At 69.7% G+C, this 16847-nt stretch carries 15 protein-coding genes; 4 read left to right on the top strand and 11 right to left on the bottom strand.

Annotation, left to right across the window (positions count from 1 at the left end):
• Window positions 1-182 precede the first annotated feature (182 nt).
• Window positions 183-980, top strand: coding sequence for a Hachiman antiphage defense system protein HamA (locus AQJ46_RS42300; protein WP_059210666.1), 798 nt, complete (start codon window positions 183-185; stop codon window positions 978-980).
• Window positions 977-4576, top strand: coding sequence for a DEAD/DEAH box helicase (locus AQJ46_RS42305; RefSeq protein WP_059210667.1), 3600 nt, complete (start codon window positions 977-979; stop codon window positions 4574-4576). Before AQJ46_RS42300 ends, AQJ46_RS42305 begins: the two co-directional genes overlap by 4 nt.
• A gap of 126 nt (window positions 4577-4702) precedes the next feature.
• On the opposite strand, the gene AQJ46_RS42310 is transcribed toward AQJ46_RS42305, so the two are convergent.
• The 10 genes from AQJ46_RS42310 to AQJ46_RS42355 form a co-directional block, all read right to left on the bottom strand.
• Window positions 4703-5413 (bottom strand): hypothetical protein, encoded by a 711-nt coding sequence (locus tag AQJ46_RS42310; RefSeq protein ID WP_059210668.1) that lies wholly within the window; start codon window positions 5411-5413, stop codon window positions 4703-4705.
• Window positions 5414-5557: 144 nt separating this feature from the next.
• Window positions 5558-6178 carry a hypothetical protein gene (locus AQJ46_RS42315; RefSeq protein WP_059210669.1) on the bottom strand — a complete coding sequence of 207 codons (621 nt, stop codon included), beginning with the start codon at window positions 6176-6178 and terminating at the stop codon, window positions 5558-5560.
• A 191-nt stretch (window positions 6179-6369) separates the two neighbouring features.
• On the bottom strand, window positions 6370-6816 hold the full coding sequence (locus AQJ46_RS42320) for a DUF4262 domain-containing protein (protein ID WP_059210670.1): 447 nt from the start codon (window positions 6814-6816) through the stop codon (window positions 6370-6372).
• A gap of 112 nt (window positions 6817-6928) precedes the next feature.
• Window positions 6929-7291 (bottom strand): hypothetical protein, encoded by a 363-nt coding sequence (locus AQJ46_RS42325; protein WP_059210671.1) that lies wholly within the window; start codon window positions 7289-7291, stop codon window positions 6929-6931.
• A gap of 118 nt (window positions 7292-7409) precedes the next feature.
• On the bottom strand, window positions 7410-7664 hold the full coding sequence (locus tag AQJ46_RS42330; RefSeq protein WP_059210672.1) for a hypothetical protein: 255 nt from the start codon (window positions 7662-7664) through the stop codon (window positions 7410-7412).
• Window positions 7665-7804: 140 nt separating this feature from the next.
• The gene (locus tag AQJ46_RS42335) at window positions 7805-8098 is read right to left on the bottom strand and encodes a hypothetical protein (RefSeq protein ID WP_059210673.1); all 294 of its coding nucleotides are present in this window, start codon (window positions 8096-8098) and stop codon (window positions 7805-7807) included.
• A gap of 94 nt (window positions 8099-8192) precedes the next feature.
• Window positions 8193-8738 carry a hypothetical protein gene (locus AQJ46_RS42340; RefSeq protein ID WP_059210674.1) on the bottom strand — a complete coding sequence of 182 codons (546 nt, stop codon included), beginning with the start codon at window positions 8736-8738 and terminating at the stop codon, window positions 8193-8195.
• A 31-nt stretch (window positions 8739-8769) separates the two neighbouring features.
• Complete coding sequence (locus AQJ46_RS42345) at window positions 8770-9273, bottom strand: hypothetical protein (protein ID WP_059210675.1); 504 nt, start codon at window positions 9271-9273, stop codon at window positions 8770-8772.
• Between the two features lie 62 nt (window positions 9274-9335).
• The gene (locus AQJ46_RS42350; protein WP_059210676.1) at window positions 9336-10163 is read right to left on the bottom strand and encodes a hypothetical protein; all 828 of its coding nucleotides are present in this window, start codon (window positions 10161-10163) and stop codon (window positions 9336-9338) included.
• A 193-nt stretch (window positions 10164-10356) separates the two neighbouring features.
• Complete coding sequence (locus AQJ46_RS42355) at window positions 10357-10551, bottom strand: hypothetical protein (RefSeq protein ID WP_059210677.1); 195 nt, start codon at window positions 10549-10551, stop codon at window positions 10357-10359.
• Between the two features lie 221 nt (window positions 10552-10772).
• Here AQJ46_RS42355 and AQJ46_RS42360 point away from each other — a divergent pair, with 221 nt between their 5' ends.
• Complete coding sequence (locus AQJ46_RS42360; RefSeq protein ID WP_059210678.1) at window positions 10773-13631, top strand: NACHT domain-containing protein; 2859 nt, start codon at window positions 10773-10775, stop codon at window positions 13629-13631.
• Between the two features lie 228 nt (window positions 13632-13859).
• Window positions 13860-14648, top strand: a complete 789-nt coding sequence (locus AQJ46_RS42365; protein ID WP_059210679.1) for a hypothetical protein — start codon at window positions 13860-13862, stop codon at window positions 14646-14648.
• Window positions 14649-14799: 151 nt separating this feature from the next.
• On the opposite strand, the gene AQJ46_RS42370 is transcribed toward AQJ46_RS42365, so the two are convergent.
• Window positions 14800-16581, bottom strand: coding sequence for a hypothetical protein (locus tag AQJ46_RS42370; RefSeq protein ID WP_059210680.1), 1782 nt, complete (start codon window positions 16579-16581; stop codon window positions 14800-14802).
• Window positions 16582-16847: the final 266 nt, after the last annotated feature.

The raw sequence follows: 16847 nt of genomic DNA on the forward strand, positions 1-16847 counted from the left end.
GCTGTCGGCCCGCACCCGGATCGGCGCGCAGCACGTGCTCAGCCCTGCAGCGTACGTAAACGCCCCGCCACCCCTCCGGATCCGCCGTACCGGGGAGCGCGGCTGTACGCGAGCGGGTCTCGTCTTCGGGTGGCATACGTGACAATGAGGACGGGGGAGGACCAGCGAGTTCGGGGGTGCGCATGTTCGGCAAGTGGCTGGAGCAGGAGCCGGTGGAGCAGCCGGAGGGCGAGCTGCACTACGAAGCCCTCGTCGAGTCCGGAGAACTCGGTGACGAGGAACTGATGGACCAGCTCGGCCACGATGTGGCCCGCAACTACCTCAGCCCCAGCGAGCTCGCGCTCGTCTTCGACGACCTGGGGTCCCCGGAGGTCGCCGACTACCTGCGCGCCAACAAGTTCCCCACCCGGGTCGCGGTGCGGCACGGCGACTTCGGAGAGATCGTCACCGCCGCCCTCTACCGGAGGGTGCGCCGCTGGTGCGTGCCGATTCTCAAGCTCCGCTATAAGCAGACCCCGAACCAGGCCGTACAGGGCACGGACGTACTCGCCTTCCGCTTCCGCCAGACGCCTCCGGTGATCGCCGTGCCCGAGGTCAAGACCCGCGCCACACGCAAACGGGACCTGGGGAAGGAGGCGTACGACAGCCTGGAGAAGGTCCTCGTCCGCTTGGACGAGAGCATTCACTTCGCGATGGTCCGCTGCGCTGAGCGCGACCACCAGTTCCTGGTACGCCATCTCGCCGGCCTGCTGCGCCGCCCCAAGGAACGGGTGGTGGAGCGGCACATGGTCTTCGTGCACGATGCCCAGGCATGGAAGGACGACGTCGTCGACATCCTCGCGGGCGTGGTGACCCAGCCCACCGAACTGACGGTCGTCAAGATCAGCGGCCTGCAGGCGTTCGTCGCCCGAGTCTTCGAAGCCGCCGAGACCGGCGCCGGCCCCCGTCGTACCGAGACCAGCGAGGACACCGCGGCGTGAAGGACTACAACGGCACCCTCCACCGGCTCGGCGAGGAAGTGCTCACCGACGGCGACGCCGCCCCGGGTCTGCGCGCCCAGCTGCGCTCGCACGTCCTGGGCGACCAGATCAGCCTCGAAGGCGCCCCCGTCGCCTACACCTACGACCTCGACGGCATGCGCAACGGCCTGACCCTCGCCCGGCTGGGCCAGCTCACCCGCACCCCGCGCGAACGCCGCACAGATCCCGGCCCGCTGACCGAGATCGCCGAGGCGTACGCCGACCTCGCCGACCGGTACGAGGCCGCGCACCCCCAGCGCGTGGAACTGCTGGCGATCGCCGCGACGATGTGGAGCCTGGCCGGCTACCAGGCCAACGCCGCCACCCTCGCCGTCGCCTTCACCCGCGAGGCACGGTCCCTGTTCGCCCTCGGCGAGAACGAGGTCTTCGAGACACCGACCACGGCCTCTCCGTACCGGATCGCCGAACTGACCGGCGCCGTCCTGCGCCGTGACCTCGACGAGGTCTCGCGCCTGGGCCAGCAGACCGCCGACGACCTTCGCGGCCTGGGACAGCGGCTCCTGGGGGAAACCGCCGAGGGACGTGCCGATGTGGCGGACGCCGCCGTGCTCGCCGCCTACGGCCTCGCCGGACGCGCCGCACGCAACCTCGCCGCCCTGTGGCGCACCGGCAACCGGGCCGCCGGCCACACGGCCGTCGCCGACCTGCGCAAGGCCGCCTCCATCCTGCTGGACGCCTCGGTGGCCGACACCTGGACCCTGATCGACTCCCTCGCCCACGTCGCCGAGGACATCGTCGCCACCTCGCCCTGGCTGCTGCTGCGCCGCGCGGCCACCTGGGGCCGCCTGTGGGAGCACTACCTCAAGGCCCTGATCGTCGCCGAGCGGCCCGTCATCCAGGTATGGCCCTCCCAACGCGCCGCCCTGGACGCCGGCCTGGTCGACGCCGCAGCACGGAACATGGCGGTGACCATGCCCACCTCGGCGGGCAAGACCCACATCGCCGAGTGGGCCATCCTGCACGCCCTCGCCCCCCGGCCCGGCGACGAGAACCGCTGGTGGCTCGTCTCCCGGCTCGCCGTCTACGTCGTCCCCACCCGAGCCCTCGCCGCCCAGGTCGAGAGACACCTGGCCGAGAGCCTCGAACTGCTCGGCCTGAGGGTCTCCTCCCTCTTCGGCGGCGCCGAGCACGTCCGCTACGAGATGCAACTCCTGGACTTCACCGACGTCCTCGTCGTCACCAGCGAAAAACTCGACCTGCTGCTGCGCAACATGCCCGAACTCTCCTCGCGCCTCGCCCTGGTCCTCGTCGATGAGGGCCACGCCATCGACCGCTCCGAGCGCGGACTGCGCCTGGAGATGCTGCTGACCCGTATCCGCCGCACCGCCCCGGCCGCCCGCCTCCTCCTGCTCTCTGCGGTCCTGCCCAACGGCGAGGACCTCGCCCGCTGGCTCGACCCCGACGCCGACGCCACCAACCTGGCCAAGATCAACTGGTCGCCCTCCCGGCTGAGAATGGGGGTCTTTTCCTGGCGCGGCCGCGAGGCCGACGGACAACAGGGCGCCATCGACTACGGCAACGGCGGCAACGGCGACTTCTTTCTCCCCCGCGTCCTGACCCGGCACAAGAAGCGCGTCAACCTCTTCCCCAGCGCGCCCAAGGACGTCGCCGCGGCCCTGGCCCTGCACTTCGACCGGCTCGGCCCCGTCCTCATCGCCCAGCCCACCAAGGTCAAGGCCCGCGCCGCAGCCAAGGCGCTGGGCGAGGCACTGAAGAAACAGGGCGCTCCGAAACTCGGCACCGCGGACGGATCCTTCAGCGCCGAGGTCGCACGGCGCCGCCTGGAAGCCTCCGCCGAGATCGGCCGGCACATCGGCAACAACCACGAGCTGGCCCTCATGGTCCTCGGCGGCTACGCCTACCACCACGCCGAGGTCCCCCAGGCCGTCCGCAACTGCCTCGAGCGCGCCTACCGCAACGGCGCGCTCCGGGTCCTGTGCGCGACCAGCACCCTGTCCCAGGGCATGAACCTGCCCACCAAGACCGTCCTCGTCCCGGACACCTGGCGCGGCCAGGGCGAGCGGGTCAGCGTCCGCGACTTCTGGAACACCGCCGGACGGGCCGGCCGCGCCGGCCAGGAGACCGAGGGCCACGTCGTACTGATCGCCAAGGACTCCAGCGCCGCCCAGGAACTACGCCGTCACTACCTGGACCGGGACAGGATCGAACCGGTCGTCTCCACGATCGGCTGGCTCTACTACGAACTGGTCATCGCCCGTCTCGGCCACCGGCCCGGCGCCGGCGAGGACCTCACGGCGCTGGACCTGGCCGACCCCGCCGGCGGGAAACTGGCCGAGTGGGCCGAGGGACTGGACATCCAGCTCCTGGCCCTGCTCGCCGAGGAGGTCGTCGACACCCCCGACCAGCACCTCCTCGAGCAGGCCGCCCAGGCCCTCCTCGGCGACACCCTCGCCGCACACCAACTCGGAGCCCAGGACTGGTCCCTGGCCCCGCTGGCCCGCTTCTCCGCCCGCCGCGTCGCAGCCATCGCCCAGCGCCTGCCCGACCGGCCCGCACGCGCCGCGATCGTCCGCTCCGGCCTCAGCGTCCAGGGCGGCACCGACGCACTCGCCGCCGCCGAACAGATCCAGACCGTCCTCGACGTACGCCCCGAACTGCTCACCCCCGAGCACTGGCCCCACCTGCAACGTCTCATCCTGACCCTCGCCGCCAACGTGCACGAAGTCCAGCGCGGCATCCGCCAGAAGAAGGTCGCCGCCCCCGCACTCCTCCCCCTGGCCGCCGACTGGATCGCCGGCCACCCGGCAGCCGACCTCCACCAGAGGCACCACGGCAACCTGCTCACCCCCGACATCACCGCGACGACCAGCGCGATCGACAAGATCATCGTCCAGGACCTCGCCTGGGTCGTCTCCGCGCTGCTCCAGATCCTCGAACTCCGGCGCGGCGTCCCCGCCGAGGGCCACCTGGCCGCCCTCCCTGCCATGATCAAATACGGGGTCAGCAGCCCCGCCGCCTGCTACGCCTCCAGCATCGGCATCCACGACCGCGCCACCGCGACCACCCTCGCCACCAACTGCCCCTACCCGGAGCCGACCTTCCGCCAGTTCCTCGACTGGCTCAGCCAGCTCACCACCGACGAGATCACCACCCTCACCGACCCCGACACCGCCCGTCTCCTCATCCGCAGCACCGAACGCCGCAGCCCCCGCGCCACCCAGGCCGCGATCCTCAGCGGCACCGGGACCTTCACCTGCCCTCTGCGCGGCGTCCGCCACAGCGGCAACGACACCCACCTCGCGCAGCTGCCGGCCGGCACCCCCCTCGACCTCGTCCGCGACCCCGGCAACGAGGCCGACCCGAACGCCATCCAGGTCCAACACCAAGGGGTCTTCCTCGGATGGATCGCCCGGGAGATCGCCCGCCCGCTCGCCCTCGCCCTCGACGAGGACCCCACACCCCACATCTACACACAGCTCACCACCGACGCCCGCTCGATCGCACAGCACAACGGCGCCGACCAGCTCCACAGCCACAACGCGGTCACCCTGACCATCATGCTCGCCCCCCGGTAACCGCCCGCGCCGCCCAACGCCGGCGGCACGCGGCCGGGGGCGGTTCCGATCCGGCGACGGAACGCCGAACGCCGGGGGCAGGCACCCACAGTGCCCGCCCCCGACGCTCCATCCCCGCCTGATCTCCTACACGTCCGAGGCAGCCGCTCCGGCCTGCTGCGCCAGTAGATCATGGACCGCCTGCTCGCCGTAGCACTGCGCGAGCAGCCAGAGCTGCGCCTCCAGGCCCTTGTTGTTGACCGCGGTGGCCCGCTCGTCCCCGTCGTCGTGCACGGCGTCGAAGGCGCCATGGGCGGTCAGATCCGGGTGGACGCCGCTGTTGTGCTGCTGGGAGCTGACCGCGTGCAGTGCCGCGATGACGTGTTCGTCGAGATCGGTCGGATCGACCCGCAGTTCCTCGGCCCGCTTGACCAGACGGGAGGAGATCAGCTCCCGCTTGATGTCGTAGACGGTCTGCGGGGACGGCATGCGATTCCTCGACTGCGCCGTTCCGGCCGGGGGAGCGGTGATGTCCTCCGGCTCCGGCAGCTTCCACGAGCCGCTCACCGGGTCGTACACGGCCCTCGTGGCGTACCGCTCGATGAGGTCCGCCTGCTCGGCCGTCAGACCCTGGCCGCGCTCCGCGGGGTAGAACACGTCGGCGCTGCCGGAAGTCAGGCTCCGCGGGCCGTTGACGCCTCCCAGGCGGTTCAGCTTCCACAGCACCAGGCCCTGGTGGTCCGGTGAGCTGGCGGTCAGCCCGTACTCGTCCCGTGTTCCGCTCGGGATAAGGGCTGTGGCGCAGCGGACCCACATACCCGGGCGGAGCGCTTCGAAGCCGATGGGTGAACTGGGCATGAGCCGTACCTCCGATGATGCGACATCCGTGGGCGAGCGTGACGCCGCACCCGAGGGAAACAATACATCTGAAAAAATAAGTAAGAAACCATCGATTGATGGGTGCCCACGCTGACCGACCGTGTGTCTGCCGGTCGGCGGCCTTCACTCTTCAACGTCACGGATGGCGCAGTTGTGGCGTCCGTCGTCGTACTCGAAGGCTGCCGTGAAGTCCGCCTTCGATCCGATCCAGCTACTGGATGCCCCTGGAGTGGCAGGAGTGGAATCGCAGTCCGGATCGCCGTTCAGCCACTCCCAGAGGTCGTCCGCGACTTCGTGGAGGCGGTCATCCTCCAGTGAGACGTAGAACTGGGAGTTCCCCCCGACTCCAGCGCTGTCGAAGTACTCCCACACGCACACCAGTGACAGGCCGGTCGCCTCCGCAAGGCGGTCGAACACCCGGTTTACATCGTCGGCGTCGTAGCCATCCACCATGTAGCCGCGCAGATCCTCAAGATCATCCGGGATGTCGTCTGGGGAGGCGGCCAGCCGGTGCGTCTCCTCCTGCAAGGTCGTCATGTGTTCGTCGAACGCCTCCTGGAGCATGCGGGCGTCGAGGGGCGTGCGGGTCGTCCACTCGCAGCCCGAGCACGATCCTGCGTAGAGCTGGCGTGCGTCATCGTCGGCCGGCTCGCTCAGCATCCGGTGCTGAGACCGGATGTCGTCCATCAGCGGATCGTCGGTGTAGTACGGGGTTACGCCTGACATATGGCGTTCCTCCTCCATCGGAGCCGGGCTTCTGGTCCTTGACGCGCTCAGTCCCAGCCCGGCATCGGGAGCAGGGAGGCGTTGATGAAGGGATCGGCAATTCGCGGGACGCCGGGCCACGACTCCTGTGCGGCGGAACGCGTCTGCGGTGGACCGGGAGGCGGTGGGAGATTCGGGGGGAGCGCAGGCCGACGCCCTACGGCGTGGCGCTAGAGCAGAGCCTGAGCCGCAGCGGTGGTCCGGCAATCGGCGTCCCCGGGGAAGCGGTGCCCGGGGTCGGGCCAGAGGGCTTGCCAGATCGCGGGGAGGGCGGGAAGGTCCGGGAAGAGTGCGCCGATCACGGGGAAGCGCGCGCTGTCGCTGACGGGGCGGAGCCGGATGCTGTAGCCGTCGTGGAGCAGGCCGTCAACGGCTAGTCCTTCGGCGGGAGTTGTGCCGCGCTCCGCCAGTGCCTCCGCGAGGAGGCCAAGCACGTCGCTCGCAATTCCGGGCAGCCCGCTGAACGCGAGCTCGTAGCCGTGGGTGACATGCAGGCCGACGGTGTAGGCGTACGGCGGCTGCCCGCTGTCGGGGACCGGGAAGATGTGCGGCACGGCGTAACCGCGCGCGGCCACCTGCTCGGCAAGTCTCTGGAGGTATCGGTCGTGGCGGGTCATGCGAGGTAGCCGTCCAGGTGCAGAGTTTCGGAGTCGTCCGAGTCAAGGCCCTCGGAGGCGTTGACGTCTTCGAAGAGCCACGGACGGACCCGGGGTGCCGTGGCTTCGCGCTTCACCGCCCCGTCCCTTCCGTCGTAGAAGGGTCCACGCCAGTGACGTGCAGACTGCTGAGACACGGGAGGGACGCGAGGATCCGATGGATCTCGTACGGCGTATAACGGCCCTTCTTGGTCCGGCCGGTGAGCCGCAGCCACAGCTCCACGGACACGGCCGGAACGTGGTGATCACGGGAGTTGATGTAGTCGGCGGGCGGGCACATGTACTGCACGTCGTCCACCACCGTGGTCAGTTCCCCGAGCGCGATCCGTGCGTGACGCGGAGGGAGCGGCAGCCCTCCGATGTCCCACTCGAATGCGGCGGTGTACTCGACTTCATCGGCCGGGATGCCGAGGTCGAACGCGACGGCCACCTTCATCGGAATTCTCTCCTTGGGGTTGGTGATGCTTCCGTGTGCGGGCGAGGTGAACTCGACCCGATCATCACGATACATTGATAAAAAGAAGTAGGCAATCTAGCGAGCGACGGAATAGGCATCAGTCGGTGACCGGCTCGAAGCCCTGGACCTCGTCGACGAGATCGGCATCGTCATCGCGGGCGTACTCCTCATAAGCGCGCTGGACGGCGTCGCGGTGGCTGTCCACGTCGAAGTCGCAGGCCCAGGCCGTCGATTTGGTCTGGTCGCCGACGAGGGCATCGATGGCTGCTTGGTCTCCGTCCGAGACCTGGTGGGAGGACGTGACCACAAGGCGGCCTCGGTCGTCCCAATGCCCGAGCAGTAGCGTCGACATGAGATGTTGCGGTCCTTTCGGCTCGGACAACCCGGGTCAGGGCGGCAGGGGCGGGGCAGGCGTCGAAGTGGTGCGTCAGCGTGACCACGAGCCGTCAGTGCACTTCTGGGTCACGTACGTCTCGAACCGCCCGCGCAGTTTCATGCGTGTCCCTCCTCGGTCAGCAGCAGCGCCATGCGCTGCCCGATCGCGTAGGCCTCGGAGGTGCGGTCGACCTCGACACCTTGCGTCACACCCTGTCGCAGCCCTTCGACGAGAGCGGCGAGCCATGGCGCGCGGTCGGCCGGCGGCATCTCGTACAGCAGCGGCAGGAGGGGGGTGCGCAGGACGAGGGCGGCCGAACGGTCGGTGTCGCCGTAGCCGGGGCCGTCGTAGGAGGCGAGAGGCGGAATGGGCTGGGGCACGTGATGGGTCCTGTCCAGTCGGGCGGTCATGCGGTGAATGGATCCGCCGGCAGTTGGATGCGCGCGGCGATGGAATGGAGGACGGTGGCAGGGTCCGAAGCCCGGATGGGCTGCGGGTATTGGATCAGGCGAACTCGACGCCGCGACCGACCATCTCCCACCAGAGCCTTCCGGCGTAGCTGCCGAGCACGGCGAGAGACGTCACGTTGCTTGTGCGGGTCATGCCGTCCAACGCGGTGCAGAGGCTGACGATCAGGTCATCGGTTGAGGCCTTGGTGAGATCGCTGTCGTCGGGAAGGTTCTTGCCGCTGGGATGGCGTTCCCCTCCCGTGTGCCGCTTGGCCGGTCTTCCCCCAAGGAAGCTCAGAGAGTGCGAAGCCTTGACCGTGAGGTCCGCGTCGGCGCACTGCTGCTCTGCCTCCCACTGGTCGAACTCGGCAGGGGACATGATGTCGAAGGTCGTCCGGTCCGGGTCGTCAACGAGGATGAGCGCAACGCTCGTCCCCTGCGCGGTGAGACGGCCTCCCCTGCCGTCCTCGTCCGCAACGATCAGGCGAAGGCGGACGAACTTGGCCAACGTGTCCGCGCGTGCCACGGCGACCGCGCCATGGCCGATCGTGTAGCCGAACCGAAGGCAATTGCGCTGTGTCTCCGTGAGACGGATCTTCATGGGCGACTCCTTGTCGTAGGGCCACGTTCCGTCAGGCGGTGGCGGCGGGTTCGGAGACCGGCTCAGTGGCGCGCAAGGCGGCGAGCAACGGCGCGACGAACGTCCGGGCGGCGGCGAGGGCGGGCGGGCTCCAGTAAGGGGAGTGGGCGAGGTAGTGCCACATGGCCTCCGTCACGGGGACGTCGGCCTTGCCCTCGCAGCCCTTGACCTTGCCGGGCTCGAACGCGCCGGTGATGTCGACGCGGAAGCCGTCGGGCCGTACCACCACGAGGTGTTCAAGCTGGCACGAGCAGACCTCACCGAACATCACGTCGTCGCAGGCGTCCGCGTCCTCGCAACACGCCGGGTCGATGAAGACGGCCATCGGCCAGCCGGTCTCCTCGGACAGTGCACGGGCGAAGGCGTGGCACTGACCGTACGAGAACGCGAGCTCAGCGGCCCGGTCCAGGAGACCGAGCGTGACCGTGTGCCGGGCACCGTTCAGCCCGGGCAGGGCCACGCGCAGCCCGCCTTCGGGCGCGGGAGTGGTGGTCATCAGCAGGACCTTCTCTGAGCCGCGCCCCGCCGGCCGGGCACCAGGGCGCGGAGGAACGGGCATCACGAACGCGGACGCGGCGCGCTGTAGGGGCGAACCAGCGTCGGCGATTCCTCGTCGATCAGCCCCCACCAGTCGGGGCGCGCGGCGGCTGACAGGAGCAGACACTGTTCCTCGGACGGCGCGTCCTCGTTGGGGAGACCGTCCGGCGTCCAGTCGAAGGTGTGTCCCGTCTGGTACAGGCCCTGGATAGCCCGCGACAGCGTTCGCGGGTCCGCCGGATCCACCTGCCCCCAGGCATCCATCAGCGGGGAGTCATCCGGAAGGGCGGGAAGGAGCGCATCGTCGTCGCCGAACTCGAACAGGATCTTGCCGTCGCCGTCGTGGATGCTGATGATCCCCATGAAGTCGCGGGTGTCGTTCTCGTTGAGCACCAGGTACGCGGCGCTGCCACAGTACTGGGCACTGAGGGTGTCGGCGATCAGGCGGGCAAGTGCACGGCCCTGGTTGCGAAGCCGCTGTGTCGTGTCGACGAAGCGGGGCCACGTGATCGGCCAGCTCGGCACCTCGGCGTCCAGGAGGGGGATGCCCAGCGGCGTGCGATTCAGGTTCTCCTCGCCCGGGTGCATCGCGGGCGTCGCAAGGTAGTCGATGCCGAGGGCGGCGTCGATGCGCTGTGCGAGGCTCTCCACGCTGCCCGGGAGCTGCGGGTCCAGGTCGCCCCAGAGTTCGGCCAACTCCTGGGGTACTGGCTTGGGGAACGGCTCGTAGTCGGCGTAGGGGGAGAAGGTGATCAGGTCAGTGCCCTCCGCGTCGCGGACTGCCATGAGGTACACCTCCTCGTCGTCCGCCGAGCGGTGCAGCACCAGATGCGCGGCGTCGGGGCGCACTGGAGACGGACCGTGGCGCCGATCAATCTGACCATGGAGCGCGCGACGGGCCGTACAGCCTCCTCGGCCTCGTCGAGGTCGGTGAGAGGGGCGAGCCGGGCATCGTGGATGTTGGTGATCATGCGGGTGAATCCTTCGTGGTCGGTGGATCTCGCGGGTCACGGGCTGACGATGGAGGCAGGGACGCCGGTCGTCAGGGGCCTGCGGTTACCCCCAGCGCTGCGAGCAGTTGGCGCAGCTTGTCGTGCTGGACGGCCAGGAGCTGTCGCTGAGCGACGGTCAGTTGGGTCTGGCCGTTGGAGGTTCCCTCCTCGTAGTAGGAGGCGAGGCTGTTGCTCAGATCATCGGCGGCCCGATGGGCTGTCCAGACGGCCGAGAGATCGGACATCGCGGGTTCTTCCTTCAGGGCCGGGCGAACGCGGACCGCGCGTAGGGCGTTTCGCGTCGATGCGGCGGCGGGATCGGGGAGACGGTCTGCGTCTCCGCCCCAACAGGAACCATTCTACCCCCTGAAAAAGAAGTAAGCAATCAACTTGCAGGTGTTGTCGGTGCCGCCCGGCACAATGGGACGGAACCATCCGACCGGGACCGGCGTGCGAGAGGTGACCGATGGGGGAAGCGGTCGGCGGCAAGAGCCCCGTGGCGCAATGGGAGGCCATCGACGACGCGCACTCCCTTTCAACGCCGCCCGACAGGATCGCTCCGCCGCTGGTGACCACCGCCCCGCTACAGCTCAACATCCACGAGCTCGGGTGGGACAACTTCGAAAAACTGGTCACCGAGATCGTGCGCAAGGTCGAAGGCCGTGAGGCCCGACGCCACGGCCGCCCGGGCCAGTCGCAAGAGGGCATCGACATCGTCGGCTTCCATCCCGATGCCCCGACCCGCGTCTACCAGGCGAAGAACTACGCGAGGTTCACCGCCGGCGTTCTTCAGCGGGCGGTGGAGAAGTACGCCTCGGGCAGCCGACCCTACGATGCCCGCGAACTGGTCATCGCCACGTCCGACGACACCAGCGACACGGAACTGCTCCGTGTGCTCTCGGAATTGAGGAAGAAGCACGCCGACCTGTCGATCGACCTGTGGGGGCGCCAAGAGCTCTCGGACATGCTCTACGACCACCCGCGCACCGTGACGAAGTTCTTCGGCCCTGCATCAGCCGACGCCTTCTGCCGACCAGCCGCCTCCACCGGGCAGACCCCCGAGGCCCTGGAGCAGCTTGCCGCAGCAGGCATGGAACGCATGGTGGCCCGCTGGATCGCCGCCGGAACCGAACCCGCGACCGCGGTCAAGTGCGCCCAGGACCCCTCCCTGGGCGATCCCCACCAGCGGTGGAACGACATCCCGCCGACCGGCCTCACCGTGATCGAAGGGGACTTCGGCTCGGGCAAGTCGCTGGCCGTGGAGCGCCTGCACGCCGCCGACATCGCCGCCGCCCGAAAGGATCCCGCAGCCCCGATCCCGGTATTCCTGTCCGCGAGGGACGTACGCGCCGACCTCGGACGCGCCGTCAGAGAAGCCGCGGCCCTTGTTGGCACCCCGGCCGCCCGGCCGGTCCGGGCCGTACTGGACGGGCTGGACGAGCCAGGCCCGGAACGCTCCGAGGACCTGCTGGCCCAGGCCCGGGCGCTGACCGCCATGCACCCGACCTGGAGCATCATCGCCTCCGCCCGTCCCGGCCTCCGCCTCACCGACAAGGAGCAGCGCATCTGCGAGCCGCTGTCACCGGAGGCCGTGGACGCCCTGGTCGAGCGGCTGGGAGGACATCCGGGAGCACTCGACGGCGTCTCCGCCGAGGTACGACAAGCCCTGCGGCGCCCCCTGTTCACGGTCATCGGGGCGGCCCTGCAGCGCGAGGACCGCCGCCTTCCAGGCCGGCCACTGGCGTTCCTGGAGGCGCTCGCCGAGCGCGGCATCCGTCTGTCCGGCAGGCCTGAGTCACACGCCCGGCGGCTGCTGACCCGCCTCGCCGCAGCGACCGTCGCAGGCGGCGGCCGGGCAGCCGCAGCCCAGTTGGGCGACACCGGCGACACCGACACCGTACTCGCCACGCGCCTGGTCGTCCTGCGCGGACGTACGCTGCAGTTCGCCCTCCCCGTCCTGGAGCAGTACTTCGCCGGACAAGCAGTCCTGGCCGGCCTGCTCCCGGACACCGTCCTGACCGACCCCCACCTCACGGCCCTGTGGCGGGGCGGGCTCGCCCTCGCCATCGCCGCGGGCGACTGGGACCAGGGCACCGATCTCGTTGAGCGACTCGCCGCGAGACAGCCCGGCGCCGCCGCCTGGATCGTCCACCACGCCGTCCCCGGGCACTCCGACCTCACGGACGACGCCGGCACGACGGCACCCTTCCTGCCCGACACCGAGGTGACCCGCCGCATGCAGCAGGCATTGGACACCTGGACGGCGCGCCTGGCACCCGCCTCCCGCCTGCTGTACGGGCCCTACCAAGGCCCACTGACCATCGACGCCCGCCTGGACGGCGGCCGACTCAGCGCGCACCTGCTGCGCCGTGACGGCGACGACACCCCCGCGCTGCGCATTCCCGCCGAGCACCGCTGGATCGAAGCAGACCGCCGGCACCGGCCCCTGCAGGGCTGGCACGGGCCGGTGGCGGCCGACCACGGAGCCTGGCCCTGGCACTGGGCCCTCGACGTCATCGCCGACCGGCTCACCGGCCTCTGCTCCTTTCAGGAGTTCGCCCTTCCCGACAGCCGACCGCACACCGCCGAGCGCCTCTGGCTGACCGCCAAGACACTGCTCGACCGCCACAACCACGACCACGCCCCGCTGCCCGCCGACGACGTTCTCACGGCAATCCGTTCCGCCCTGGGCAAGCACCCCAACGCCGTGAGGATCGGCTACAACAACCGGCTCCGCACCAACCCCGCCGAACTCCGCCACCTTCAGCACACCCTGGAACAGGGCACGGGGATGAGCAGCGACGGCATGCTCCACCGCCCCTACGCAGAACCCGATGCCGACGAAGGGATGTGGATCTGGGGCGACTACTCACCCCAGCAACTCCACCGACTCGCCCAACAGGTACTCACGGCCGCGTTCGAGATCTACACCGCCCTCGTGACCACGTGGTTTCCCACCCTGCACGACACCCTTGGACTCACCGCCAGGCCAATACGGATCGCCGGCTCCCTCTACACGCACGGCGCCGACGAGACGCCGGCGCTCGTCCTGCGCCTGGCCACCCGCGCCCCCGGCGCGGACCCCGTTGATCTTCGCCTGTACGCAGGAGGCAACTCCGGCATCAACCCCGATGACTTGCTACCCGTCCCCGAGGAACCGACCACGGCTACGGGCTGGGCAAGGCCCCGCACTACCGATGCGCCCATCTCCCACCCCGAGCTCTACGGAGACACCCCAGCCATCGACTACGCCTACCTCTGGCTCCAGGACGACCTCGCCCGTCTCCACCTCGCAAAAGCGCCGCAGTCGCCCGGAGGACTCTGAGCCTGCCGGACAGGCCATGCCAGCCCGTCATGAAGCATCACGGCCCATCCGCCGGACGACGGCTGGTAGCCTCCGGGTGGCTAGACGCGTACTGCCGCCCACGCCAGCTCCCACGCAGCAGGCGAAAACGGGTCAAGGTCCCAGCGGGCCCGCGCCTCCCGAAGTCCATCGTGTATCGAGCGACAGGGCGGTCGAGCGTGGGCGGAACCGCCGGAAGCCGAGACCACGATGCCCAAGTTCCAGAACCGATTCGCCGGCGTTGCGCGTCAGATCCAGGCCACTGCCGACATCAGGTACACCGACGCCCTGAAGCTGTTCGAACTCGACCGCGACGAACTGGTCCTGGCCGAGGCGCTGCGCACGGCCGGACTCGGGGATGCCGCCGCCGTCCTGACCGGCGTCACGTTCGTCTGCGCGGAGAGCACCGCCTGGTACGACGCCTTCGGCGAGGTCGAGAGCCTCTACTACGAGACCGACCCACACAAGGTCAAGCGGGTAGGCGAGGCGTGCAGGGGGGCGGCGGAGGCGGTGATGCGCCGAGCGGGCTTCCCGGAGGTCGACTTCGAACCGGAGGCGGAGGTCCTTCACGCTGCGTTCCTCGCGCTGTGCCAGGCGGGAACCGTCTCGGACGGGGAAGCGCTGGCACGTGCCGCGCTCGGCGTGTTCGACCGAGAACCCCTGATGTGCTCCGACATCGTCCGGTCCAGGGGCCGTCGCCCCTTCACATACCAGACCGCGAGTGAGCTGACCGGCCCCGATACGGCGTCAGCACTCGCAGCCCGGAAGGCTGCTCGTGCCATGGCCGCTGCGTCTCGGGTCAAGAAGAGCGCCGATGAGGAGTGGTACGAGGCTGCCCAGTTGATGGTGGCCGCGGCGTGGTACGCGAGCGTGGCCGCCGGCCGGCCGCCGCTGCACAACCTTCCGGCGTTCCAGGACTTCTACCGAGGGGAGATGGACGGCCCTGTCGACGACTTCCCGGACCCGATCCGACGCGGTGAGGCACCGGGTCCCCGCTAGGAATCCGAGGAAGCCGCACCACACCGTGAGGGGATCCACGTGGGTGGGAGCGCCGCTCTGCCCATTTGGCCGCCGTGTTCAGCTGACCAGGCGGAGGCGTTGCTGGAGCCGACACGCCCCGTAGCCGCCCGGCCTGAAGTGTCCGTCGGCATCAGACCGTGGTGGCTGGGGCGGGGGACGGGACTTGGAGGCGGTCGAGGAGCTGACCGTAGGTCATCATTTCGTCTGCGGGGCCGTAGTCGAGAGCCTCGAGCAGGGCCTTCCAGCGTTCCGGCTGAGTGCCGCACTGGGCCAGCAGGTGGGGGAGCGCGATGTTGGGCTCGGTGCGGGTGAGGACTTCGTCGGCGGGCAGTTGGCGTAGGTGGTGAAGCGTGTGGTGGCGGGATTCGAGGATCGCCCGGTACACCTCGCGGTCCGTCCACAGGCCGTCGGTCTCGGGCGCGTCCAGCCAGGACTGCAGTACGGCGCCCGGGTCGGGGTGGCTGTCGAGTTCCTCGTCGGTCAGCAGGCGCAGCACGGCCTCGGTGTCGTCGGCCGGGGCGAGCGCGGCCGCGGCCGTGTGCAGCCAGTCGGGGACGTCGTTCTGGTGGCCGATCCAGGAGAGTTCGAGCGGGTGCAGCGCAGGAAGGGTGTCGGTGACCGCGGTGCGTGGTGTGTGCGGGTTGCCGGCCAGGGCGAGCAGCGCGGCGACCCGTCGGTGCTGGTAGTTCCTTTCCAGGAGGCGGACCGGTGTGAGCAGGTCGGTGCCTTCGGTGACGCGGGCCAGGCGGGGGCTGGGCGGGCTGGAGACGACGGTCGGCTGGTCCACTGAGGTGAGGAGTGCGCACGCCTTGGCCAGGTGGGTGGCGTTGACGCTGAGCCGGGCGAGGTCCTCGGCCACCGGGAGGACCGTGTGCCGGGCGTTGTCGTTGCGGGACCGGGTGAGCAGGCGTCCGCGGCGCACGCATTCGTCGACTGCCGCGTGCAGCTGCTCGGCTGCGATGTCGACGAGGCCGGGGTTGTTGCCGACTCGTTCCGCGATGCGGTGGAGCCGGTGGCGGGCGGTCACGCTCGGCTTGGGCAGGCCGGCCATCTCCGGCAGACACAGCGCGGGCAGACAGGCCCGCAGCAGGGCTGTGTCGAGTGCCGGCCCGGGTTCCGGCTGTTCGACCGGAGCGTCTTCTGCACCTCGGAGGTGGTCGCCGCCCGACGTCATCAGGCGGTTGCGGCGGGCCTCCACCTCGGCGTGGTCCAGCAGGAGGTGCTGGACGGCCGTGCCGAGCGTGGGGTGTTTGACCAGAGCGGGCCACCGCTCGGGACAGGTCGAGAGGATGCGCCAGGGGGCACCTTCGCCGAAATCGTGGGGTAGCCCCAGGTCAGGGCGTTCCAGGATCTTCCAGCCCTCGTGCCGGCCGGGGTTTTGCAGGAGACGGGCGAACGGGGTGAGGGCGTACTCCAGCACCGCGTCAAGGAGGGCGGGTGGCACGGGCGGGAACGGCTCGGCATCCGGGCGGTAGCGGTGGGGATTCCACTCGGTGACAACACGTTCAAGATCGGTGTCCTGGAAGTGGCAGAGCAGCTCGATCGCACGGTCGATCTGGTCAGCGTGGCGGGCCAGGCCGATGACCAGCTCGGGTGTCGGGCGGTGTGTGCTCAGGATCGCCGGCAGATCGGCAGCAGTGACCACGCCCTGGCCGGCGAGGTCGGCGAGTTGCTTGTCCTCAGCCTGGTGAAGGAGCTGGCGGCGCAGGGCGGGGTCGGCCGCGCGTCGCAGCAGAACGGGCAGCGCCTCGGCGAAGGCCTTCTTGCGCCACTCCTCCCCGCGGCTGTCCACGCCGTAGGGGGCGCGAGCGGGCGTGCACAGCGCCTCGATCACTGAGGGCAGCGCTTGGTCCGGCAGCTCCTCGGTGACGGCAAGCTGCTGCCACAGCGAGAACGTCCGAACGTTCACCATGCTCGACCCCTCCCAGGATGCGACCCCGTGTGACCGGCTGGTCACGGCATTGCCTGAGGCGACGGTACGCGGCGCAGGTCGCCCACCGGTCCGGAACGGTGTAATACGCCGTCAAATGGCGCCGGGAGGCCGTCTCTTCGGTCGCCCGCCGAGGGGAACAGGGCTACTGGCAGGATGAGTTGGAGTGAAAGGCGGGGAGTTCTTGCGGGACGACAGGCGGCAGATTCAGACGGCAGTGCTGGGCAGCGCGGACTCCGATGAGCCGC

It is taken from the genome of Streptomyces canus, from assembly GCF_001514145.1.
Taxonomy (GTDB): Bacteria; Actinomycetota; Actinomycetes; order Streptomycetales; family Streptomycetaceae; genus Streptomyces; species Streptomyces canus.

Excerpts from the sequence above, each read along its gene's own strand:
- AQJ46_RS42340 (WP_059210674.1), bottom strand. The coding sequence starts at position 8,738 with ATGAAGATCCGTCTCACGGAGACACAGCGCAATTGCCTTCGGTTCGGC.
- AQJ46_RS42330 (WP_059210672.1), bottom strand. The coding sequence starts at position 7,664 with ATGTCGACGCTACTGCTCGGGCATTGGGACGACCGAGGCCGCCTTGTG.
- AQJ46_RS42300 (WP_059210666.1), top strand. The coding sequence starts at position 183 with ATGTTCGGCAAGTGGCTGGAGCAGGAGCCGGTGGAGCAGCCGGAGGGC.
- AQJ46_RS42310 (WP_059210668.1), bottom strand. The coding sequence starts at position 5,413 with ATGCCCAGTTCACCCATCGGCTTCGAAGCGCTCCGCCCGGGTATGTGG.
- AQJ46_RS42335 (WP_059210673.1), bottom strand. The coding sequence starts at position 8,098 with ATGACCGCCCGACTGGACAGGACCCATCACGTGCCCCAGCCCATTCCG.
- AQJ46_RS42325 (WP_059210671.1), bottom strand. The coding sequence starts at position 7,291 with ATGAAGGTGGCCGTCGCGTTCGACCTCGGCATCCCGGCCGATGAAGTC.
- AQJ46_RS42315 (WP_059210669.1), bottom strand. The coding sequence starts at position 6,178 with ATGGAGGAGGAACGCCATATGTCAGGCGTAACCCCGTACTACACCGAC.
- AQJ46_RS42360 (WP_059210678.1), top strand. The coding sequence starts at position 10,773 with ATGGGGGAAGCGGTCGGCGGCAAGAGCCCCGTGGCGCAATGGGAGGCC.
- AQJ46_RS42320 (WP_059210670.1), bottom strand. The coding sequence starts at position 6,816 with ATGACCCGCCACGACCGATACCTCCAGAGACTTGCCGAGCAGGTGGCC.
- AQJ46_RS42345 (WP_059210675.1), bottom strand. The coding sequence starts at position 9,273 with ATGACCACCACTCCCGCGCCCGAAGGCGGGCTGCGCGTGGCCCTGCCC.
- AQJ46_RS42365 (WP_059210679.1), top strand. The coding sequence starts at position 13,860 with ATGCCCAAGTTCCAGAACCGATTCGCCGGCGTTGCGCGTCAGATCCAG.
- AQJ46_RS42355 (WP_059210677.1), bottom strand. The coding sequence starts at position 10,551 with ATGTCCGATCTCTCGGCCGTCTGGACAGCCCATCGGGCCGCCGATGAT.
- AQJ46_RS42370 (WP_059210680.1), bottom strand. The coding sequence starts at position 16,581 with ATGGTGAACGTTCGGACGTTCTCGCTGTGGCAGCAGCTTGCCGTCACC.